The sequence below is a fragment of the Streptomyces adustus genome (assembly GCF_009377175.1).
Classification (GTDB): Bacteria; Actinomycetota; Actinomycetes; order Streptomycetales; family Streptomycetaceae; genus Streptomyces; species Streptomyces adustus.
On sequence record NZ_VJZD01000353.1, the window covers coordinates 1 to 7,540 of the forward strand.

The following is a 7,540-nucleotide window of genomic DNA, read 5'->3' on the forward strand; positions in this document are numbered from 1 at the left end:
GTGACGTGTGGCACGATGCTGGCCACCCCACCCCGGCCTCCCGGCACAGTCCTCGCAGGAGACGCACCCCGTGCAGCAATCCGTCGTCCCGGAACTGGCACACGACCACACCCGGCCGATCCACTGGGTCGCCACCGCGACCGCCGTCGCCGGTGTCGTCGCCTTCACCTCACTCCTGCAACCCCACCCGGCGACCGCCGCCCAGCCCTCCGCGGCCCAGCCCACGAGCGCTCCCACGAGCGCCGCGCCACCGGCCACCACCGGCGTCGACTTCCCCCTCGACTGCGGCCCCGTCACCGCCGTCGTCCAGCGCAAGGCGAGCGGCGACCTCGACGGCGACGGCCGCCCCGAAACCGTCGCCACCGTCCACTGCGACGCCGGCATGGGCACCCCGCCCGACGCCCTCTACGTCCTCGTCCAGGCCTCGGGCGACCAGCACGCCCGTGTGGTCGCCACCCTCGTCGAGCCCAAGGCCCGCTTCACCGTCAGCAGCCTCACCGTCACCGACGCGGCCATACACGCCACGCTCCTCGGCTACTCGTCGCCCGACATAGCCAGTTGCTGCCCCGACGTCACCGAGAGCGTGAAGTGGCAGTGGAAGAACGGCGCGTTCATCCGCTCGACATCCGCCGGAGCGGCCGACAGCTGAATCAGGCCACCGGCATGTGTGAGAAACCAGACACCTGTCACATGCCGTGACCGCGCGGCTACTCCGCGTCCGGGCCGTACACCTCGACGCTGTCCGAAACCCGACGCACATGAATGCAGTCACCCGGACACTCCCGCGCCGAGTCCACCACGTCCACCAGCAGCGGCAACGGCACCGGAACCGTCGCGCCCGGCTCCTGCAACAGCTCCTCGTCGGCACCCTTCACATAGGCCAGACCGTCGATGTCCAGCTCGAACACCTCGGGCGCGTACTGGGCACAGATGCCGTCACCGGTACAGAGATCCTGGTCGATCCAGACCTCCAAAGCCTCACCGCCGACACCGGTCACCTGCTGCACGTCATCTCTCCTGACCGTTTACTACACAGAGCCGCGGGAACGATGCGGACCCTGACGGGTGTTGAACACTTCGACCCTACCCCCGCCCGCTTTCCAATCATGTTCGGTGGGTATTCCCCTGGCGTGAGGGAGAGCGCAAGGGTGAAGATCGGACACACCTCTACAGTCTTTGTGATCTAGGGGTTTCAATCGACACCCACCCAGGTAGGGTCTGGAAGCGTCCAGCTCCCCTTGGAGGAGGTGAGGACCGTGGCAGCCCACGACGACGACATGAACCGCGGCATCCGCCCGGGACGAGGGTCCGACGACCCCGTCGGGCAGATTGCCTACCTTGAGCAGGAGATCGCCGTCCTGCGGCGCAAGCTCGCCGACTCTCCGCGGCACACGAGGATTCTCGAAGAGCGGATCGTCGAGCTCCAGACCAACCTGGCCGGCGTCTCCGCCCAGAACGAACGACTCGCCAACACGCTCCGTGAGGCCCGCGACCAGATCGTGGCCCTCAAGGAGGAAGTCGACCGGCTCGCCCAGCCACCGGCCGGCTTCGGAGTCTTCCTCACGGCGAACGAGGACGGCACCGCCGACATCTTCACCGGAGGCCGCAAACTCCGCGTGAACGTCAGCCCCGGCGTCGAGCTCGACGAGCTCAGGCGCGGCCAGGAAGTGATGCTCAACGAAGCGCTCAACGTGGTCGAAGCCATGGAGTACGAGCGGGTCGGAGACATCGTCACCCTCAAGGAGATCCTCGAGGACGGCGAACGCGCCCTCGTCCTCGGGCACACCGACGAGGAGCGGGTGGTACGGCTCGCCGAGCCGCTGCTGGACGTCACCATCCGCCCCGGCGACGCCCTCCTGCTCGAACCCCGCTCCGGCTACGTCTACGAAGTCGTGCCCAAGAGCGAGGTCGAAGAACTCGTCCTCGAAGAAGTCCCCGACATCGGCTACGAGCAGATCGGCGGCCTCGGCAACCAGATCGAAGCCATCCGCGACGCCGTAGAGCTCCCCTACCTCTACCCGGACCTGTTCAAGGAGCACGAGCTGCGCCCGCCCAAGGGCGTCCTCCTCTACGGACCCCCCGGATGCGGCAAGACACTCATCGCCAAGGCCGTCGCCAACTCACTGGCCAAAAAGGTCGCCGAAGTCACCGGCGCGGCCGCCGGCAAGAGCTTCTTCCTCAACATCAAGGGACCCGAGCTCCTCAACAAGTACGTCGGAGAGACCGAACGCCAGATCCGCCTCGTCTTCCAGCGAGCCCGCGAGAAGGCCAGCGAGGGCACCCCCGTCATCGTCTTCTTCGACGAGATGGAATCCCTCTTCCGCACCCGCGGCTCCGGCGTCAGCTCGGACGTGGAGAACACCATCGTCCCCCAGCTGCTCGCCGAGATCGACGGCGTCGAAGGCCTGGAGAACGTGGTCGTCATCGGCGCCTCCAACCGCGAGGACATGATCGACCCCGCCATCCTGCGCCCCGGCCGCCTCGACGTGAAGATCAAGATCGAACGTCCGGACGCCGAAGCGGCCAAGGACATCTTCGGCAAGTACCTCACCGAGCGCCTCCCGCTGCACTCCGACGACGTCGGCGAGCACGGCGGCAGCAAGGCCACCACCGTCCAGAGCATGATCCAGACGGCAGTGGAACACATGTACGCCGAATCCGAGGAAAACCGCTTCCTGGAAGTCACCTACGCCAACGGCGACAAGGAAGTCCTCTACTTCAAGGACTTCAATTCCGGCGCCATGATCGAAAACATCGTCGGCCGCGCCAAGAAAATGGCGATCAAGGACTTCCTCGACCACCAGCAGAAGGGCCTCCGCGTCTCCCACCTCCTCCAGGCATGCGTGGACGAGTTCAAGGAGAACGAAGACCTCCCCAACACCACCAACCCCGACGACTGGGCCCGAATCTCCGGCAAGAAGGGCGAACGGATCGTCTACATCCGCACCCTCATCACCGGAAAGCAGGGCGCGGACACCGGACGCTCCATCGACACCGTGGCAAACACCGGACAGTACCTGTAAAAACAGGGCGGCTGCGGGTGCCCACCACGGGTACCCGCAGCCAACTGTTTTTCCGGCCACAGCAGCAACAAGGCAATGACGCAAATGATCTCCCCACCAGCGCAAAGCCGTTCTAGGCTCTTCCGTACCGCCGGATCGCGCAGTGCGGGGACGGGCACCGCACGCGACCGGAGCACCACCGGTACTTGAGCGGCGCCCACGACCGAGGGTGCCGCCGGGCAAGGAGGGCCGCATGACCGTACGGCGAGTAATGGGCATCGAGACGGAGTACGGCATCTCCGTCCCCGGCCACCCCAACGCCAATGCCATGCTCACCTCGTCCCAGATCGTCAACGCCTACGCCGCGGCGATGCACAGGGCCCGCCGGGCCCGCTGGGACTTCGAGGAGGAGAACCCGCTCCGGGACGCCCGGGGATTCGACCTCGCCCGGGAAGCCGCCGACTCCAGCCAGCTCACCGACGAGGACATCGGCCTCGCCAACGTGATCCTCACCAACGGCGCCCGCCTCTACGTCGACCACGCCCACCCCGAATACAGCGCCCCCGAGGTCACCAACCCCCGCGACGCCGTCCTCTGGGACAAGGCCGGCGAACGGATCATGGCCGAGGCCGCCGAACGCGCCGCCCAGCTCCCCGGCGCCCAGCCCATCCACCTCTACAAGAACAACACCGACAACAAGGGCGCCTCCTACGGCACGCACGAGAACTACCTGATGAAGCGGGAAACCCCCTTCTCCGACATCGTGCGCCACCTCACCCCCTTCTTCGTCTCCCGCCAGGTCTTCGCCGGAGCCGGCCGCGTCGGGATCGGCCAGGACGGCCACGAACACGGCTTCCAGCTCAGCCAGCGCGCCGACTACTTCGAGGTCGAGGTCGGCCTGGAGACCACCCTCAAACGGCCGATCATCAACACCCGCGACGAACCCCACGCCGACGCCGAGAAGTACCGACGCCTGCACGTGATCATCGGAGACGCGAACCTCTCCGAGATCTCGACCTACCTGAAACTGGGCACGACCGCCCTGGTCCTGTCCATGATCGAGGACGGCTTCATCGCCGTCGACCTCGCCGTCGACCAGCCCGTACGCACCCTCCACCAGGTCTCCCACGACCCCACCCTCAAGCGACTGGTCACCCTCCGCAGCGGCCGCACACTCACCGCGGTCCAGCTCCAGATGGAGTACTACGAGCTGTCGCGCAAATACGTGGAGGAGCGCTACGGCGCCGACGCCGACGAACAGACCAAGGACGTCCTCACCCGCTGGGAGGACACCCTCAACCGGCTCGAACGCGACCCCATGAGCCTGGCCGGCGAACTCGACTGGGTCGCCAAACGCGAACTCATGGAGGGCTACCGCCGCCGGGACGGCCTGGACTGGGACGCCGCCAAACTGCATCTCCTCGACCTCCAGTACGCGGACGTACGGGCCGAGAAGGGCCTCTACAACCGTCTGGTGGCCCGCGGACGCATCAAGCGGCTCCTGGACGAGACCGAGGTCGAGCGGGCCAGGACCGAGCCCCCCGAGGACACCCGCGCCTACTTCCGCGGCCGCTGCCTGGAGCAGTACGCGGACGACGTCGCGGCCGCCTCCTGGGATTCGGTGATCTTCGACCTGCCCGGCCGCGACTCCCTCCAGCGGGTCCCAACCCTGGAGCCCCTACGCGGAACGCGAAATCACGTCAAGGAACTCCTGGACCGATGCCGTACCGCAGAAGACCTGGTCAGGGTCCTCTCCGGCGGCTGAACCGATCCTCGGAACGGTCCTCGTGCGCGGGTGGAAAACCCCGCGCAAGGGAATCATCGAGGTGGGCCCCGTGCGTTGCAGCAACTGCGGGGCCGAAGTCGGGCCCGGCTTGTAGGGTCTGATCACCACCGATCGGCAGGAATGCCTACCTGCCGACCATGTCGGGCGAACTGAGCGGGGTGAGGGTTATGGCGACCAAGGACACCGGCGGCGGCCAGCAGAAGGCGACGCACTCCACCGAGGAGGTCGAGGAGCAGACGCAGGACGCGCAGGCGACCGGCGACCTCAAGGAACGTCACGAGAAGCTGAGCGACGACGTGGACTCGGTTCTTGACGAGATTGACGATGTACTCGAGGAAAATGCCGAGGATTTCGTTCGAAGCTTCGTGCAAAAAGGCGGAGAGTAGAGGATTTCGGGTCACTCTTGCCTTTGAAATGAAGGTAGCGGGGGATGAGGGTGACGGACGATCCGAACGCGAAGCACTGCGCGGGTTGTCGGCGCGACTTGCCTCTTGAGGCGTTCGCGAACGACAGGAACCGGCGCGATGGCCTTCAGCCCCGGTGCCGGGAGTGTGTGGCGGAGTACAGCGCCACGCACTACCGGCGTCGGCGGGAGGCCATGGGCAAGTCGGTGCGGGAGAAGGTGGACGTTCCGGCCGGGCACAAGCTCTGCCGGACATGCGGAGAGGTCAAGCCGCACGGCGAATGGCATCGCAACGCCACCGCATCGGACGGGCTGTCCACACGCTGCAAGGCGTGCCGGGCGGTCCAGGGGCGGCAGAGGCATCTGAAGCGCAACTACGGCCTCACCGAAGCCGAGCGTGACGCGCTGATCGCTTCTCAAGGGGGCGTCTGCTGCATATGTTTGTCAGCCCCGGCGGCACATGTGGATCACTGCCACGAGACGGGTAGGGTCCGAGGCGTACTGTGCTTCAGCTGCAATGCCGCACTGGGGCAGTTCAAGGATCGGCCCGATGCCATAAGGCGGGCTGCCGCATACGTGGAAGGAAACGCGTGGAAGCCAACACTCGTAGCACCGGGCGTCTACCAGCTGCCTTCCTGACGCCTGGGTCGTCGTCCTTCATGGACTTTCTCTCCGAGCACCAGCCGGAGATGTTGCCCGGCAAGCGGCAACTGCCTCCGACGCAGGGTGTGATCGAGGCGCCGCACGGCACCACGATCGTCGCCGTGACCTTCCCGGGCGGTGTCGTGCTGGCCGGTGACCGCCGGGCGACGATGGGCAACATGATCGCGCAGCGGGACATCGAGAAGGTGTTCCCGGCGGACGAGTACTCGGCGGTGGGTATCGCCGGCACGGCCGGTCTGGCCGTGGAGATGGTGAAGCTGTTCCAGCTGGAGCTGGAGCACTTCGAGAAGGTCGAGGGCGCTCAGCTGTCGCTGGAGGGCAAGGCGAACCGGCTGTCGACCATGATCCGTTCCAACCTGGGCATGGCGATGCAGGGGCTGGCGGTGGTTCCGTTGTTCGCCGGGTTCGACGTGGACCGGGCGAAGGGGCGGATCTTCTCGTACGACGTCACGGGTGGCCGTTCCGAGGAGCACGGTTACGCGGCGACGGGGTCGGGTTCGATCTTCGCGCGGGGTGCGATGAAGAAGCTCTACCGTGAGGACCTGACCGAGGACCAGGCCACCACGCTGGTGGTGCAGGCTCTGTACGACGCGGCTGACGACGACTCGGCGACCGGTGGTCCCGATGTCGCCCGCCGGATCTATCCGATCGTCACCGTGATCACCGAGGACGGTTTCCGTCGGCTCACCGAGGGCGAGTCCGCCGAGATCGCCCGTTCGATTCTGGAGCGCCGTCTGGAGCAGCCGGACGGCCCGCGTGCCGCGTTGCTCTAGCAGGCGGCTGTGCTTCCTTCAGGTGATCTTGTGACTTCGACAGAAAGGGACGGATAACCGGTGTCGACGCCGTTCTATGTCTCACCCCAGCAGGCGATGGCCGACCGGGCGGAGTACGCCCGCAAGGGCATCGCGCGTGGCCGCAGTCTGGTCGTGCTCCAGTATGCCGACGGCATCGTGTTCGTCGGTGAGAACCCGTCCCGTGCGCTGCACAAGTTCAGTGAGATCTACGACCGGATCGGTTTCGCGGCCGCCGGCAAGTACAACGAGTACGAGAACCTGCGGATCGGTGGTGTGCGCTACGCGGATCTGCGTGGCTACACCTATGACCGTGACGACGTGACGGCGCGCGGGCTGGCGAATGTGTACGCCCAGACGCTGGGCACGATCTTCTCCAGTGCGGCCGAGAAGCCGTACGAGGTGGAGCTGGTCGTGGCGGAGGTCGGTGAGACTCCGGAGGGTGATCAGATCTATCGGCTGCCGCATGACGGGTCGATCGTGGACGAGCACGGTTCGGTCGCGGTGGGTGGTAACGCGGAGCAGATCAGTACGTATCTGGATCAGCGTCATGAGGACGGGATGAGCCTGTCGGAGGCGCTGAAGCTGGCGGTGCAGGCGCTGTCGCGGGACACCAACGGCACTCAGCGGGAGATTCCCGCCGAGCGGCTGGAGGTCGCGGTGCTGGATCGTACGCGTCCGCAGGCGCGGAAGTTCAAGCGGATCGTGGGTCCGCAGTTGTCGCGGTTGCTGGCGGCGCAGGGTGCGACGACGGAGGCGGAGAGCGCCGAGGAGAGTGCCGAGGGTGCTCAGGACGACGGTGGCAAGGAGCTGTAGTTCGTTCCTGGTTCGCTCCGTGTGTGCCCCCGGCCGGTGACGGCGGTCGGGGGCACGGTGCTGTCCGGGGGCGGGGTGT

At 66.5% G+C, this 7,540-nt stretch carries 8 protein-coding genes; 7 read left to right on the forward strand and 1 reads right to left on the reverse strand.

Annotated features, from left to right (window positions below):
• The first annotated feature begins 70 nt into the window (after positions 1-70).
• Positions 71-649, forward strand: a complete 579-nt coding sequence (locus FNH09_RS42900) for a hypothetical protein (RefSeq protein ID WP_162469948.1) — start codon at positions 71-73, stop codon at positions 647-649.
• Positions 650-707: 58 nt separating this feature from the next.
• Here FNH09_RS42900 and FNH09_RS42905 read toward each other — a convergent pair whose 3' ends face one another.
• Positions 708-1,007 (reverse strand): ferredoxin, encoded by a 300-nt coding sequence (locus FNH09_RS42905; RefSeq protein ID WP_162469949.1) that lies wholly within the window; start codon positions 1,005-1,007, stop codon positions 708-710.
• Positions 1,008-1,256: 249 nt separating this feature from the next.
• On the opposite strand from FNH09_RS42905, the gene arc reads away from it, so the two are divergent.
• The 6 genes from arc (at position 1,257) to prcA (ending at position 7,461) form a co-directional block, all read left to right on the forward strand.
• Complete coding sequence (arc, locus tag FNH09_RS42915; RefSeq protein ID WP_162469951.1) at positions 1,257-3,023, forward strand: proteasome ATPase; 1,767 nt, start codon at positions 1,257-1,259, stop codon at positions 3,021-3,023.
• Between the two features lie 232 nt (positions 3,024-3,255).
• On the forward strand, positions 3,256-4,767 hold the full coding sequence (gene dop, locus FNH09_RS42920; protein ID WP_338017854.1) for a depupylase/deamidase Dop: 1,512 nt from the start codon (positions 3,256-3,258) through the stop codon (positions 4,765-4,767).
• Between the two features lie 188 nt (positions 4,768-4,955).
• Entirely contained in the window at positions 4,956-5,174 is a 219-nt protein-coding gene (locus FNH09_RS42925) for a ubiquitin-like protein Pup (RefSeq protein WP_152895289.1), read from the forward strand.
• Between the two features lie 44 nt (positions 5,175-5,218).
• Entirely contained in the window at positions 5,219-5,830 is a 612-nt protein-coding gene (locus FNH09_RS42930; protein WP_152895290.1) for an endonuclease domain-containing protein, read from the forward strand.
• Complete coding sequence (gene prcB / locus FNH09_RS42935; RefSeq protein ID WP_162469952.1) at positions 5,782-6,627, forward strand: proteasome subunit beta; 846 nt, start codon at positions 5,782-5,784, stop codon at positions 6,625-6,627. Before FNH09_RS42930 ends, prcB begins: the two co-directional genes overlap by 49 nt.
• 60 nt (positions 6,628-6,687) lie before the next feature.
• Positions 6,688-7,461, forward strand: coding sequence for a proteasome subunit alpha (gene prcA, locus FNH09_RS42940; RefSeq protein WP_162469953.1), 774 nt, complete (start codon positions 6,688-6,690; stop codon positions 7,459-7,461).
• The last annotated feature ends 79 nt before the right edge of the window (positions 7,462-7,540 follow it).

Bases quoted from the DNA above. Each gene is read 5' to 3' on its own strand.
- FNH09_RS42925 (WP_152895289.1), top strand. From the start codon at position 4,956: ATGGCGACCAAGGACACCGGCGGCGGCCAGCAGAAGGCGACGCACTCC.
- FNH09_RS42930 (WP_152895290.1), top strand. From the start codon at position 5,219: ATGAGGGTGACGGACGATCCGAACGCGAAGCACTGCGCGGGTTGTCGG.
- dop (WP_338017854.1), top strand. From the start codon at position 3,256: ATGACCGTACGGCGAGTAATGGGCATCGAGACGGAGTACGGCATCTCC.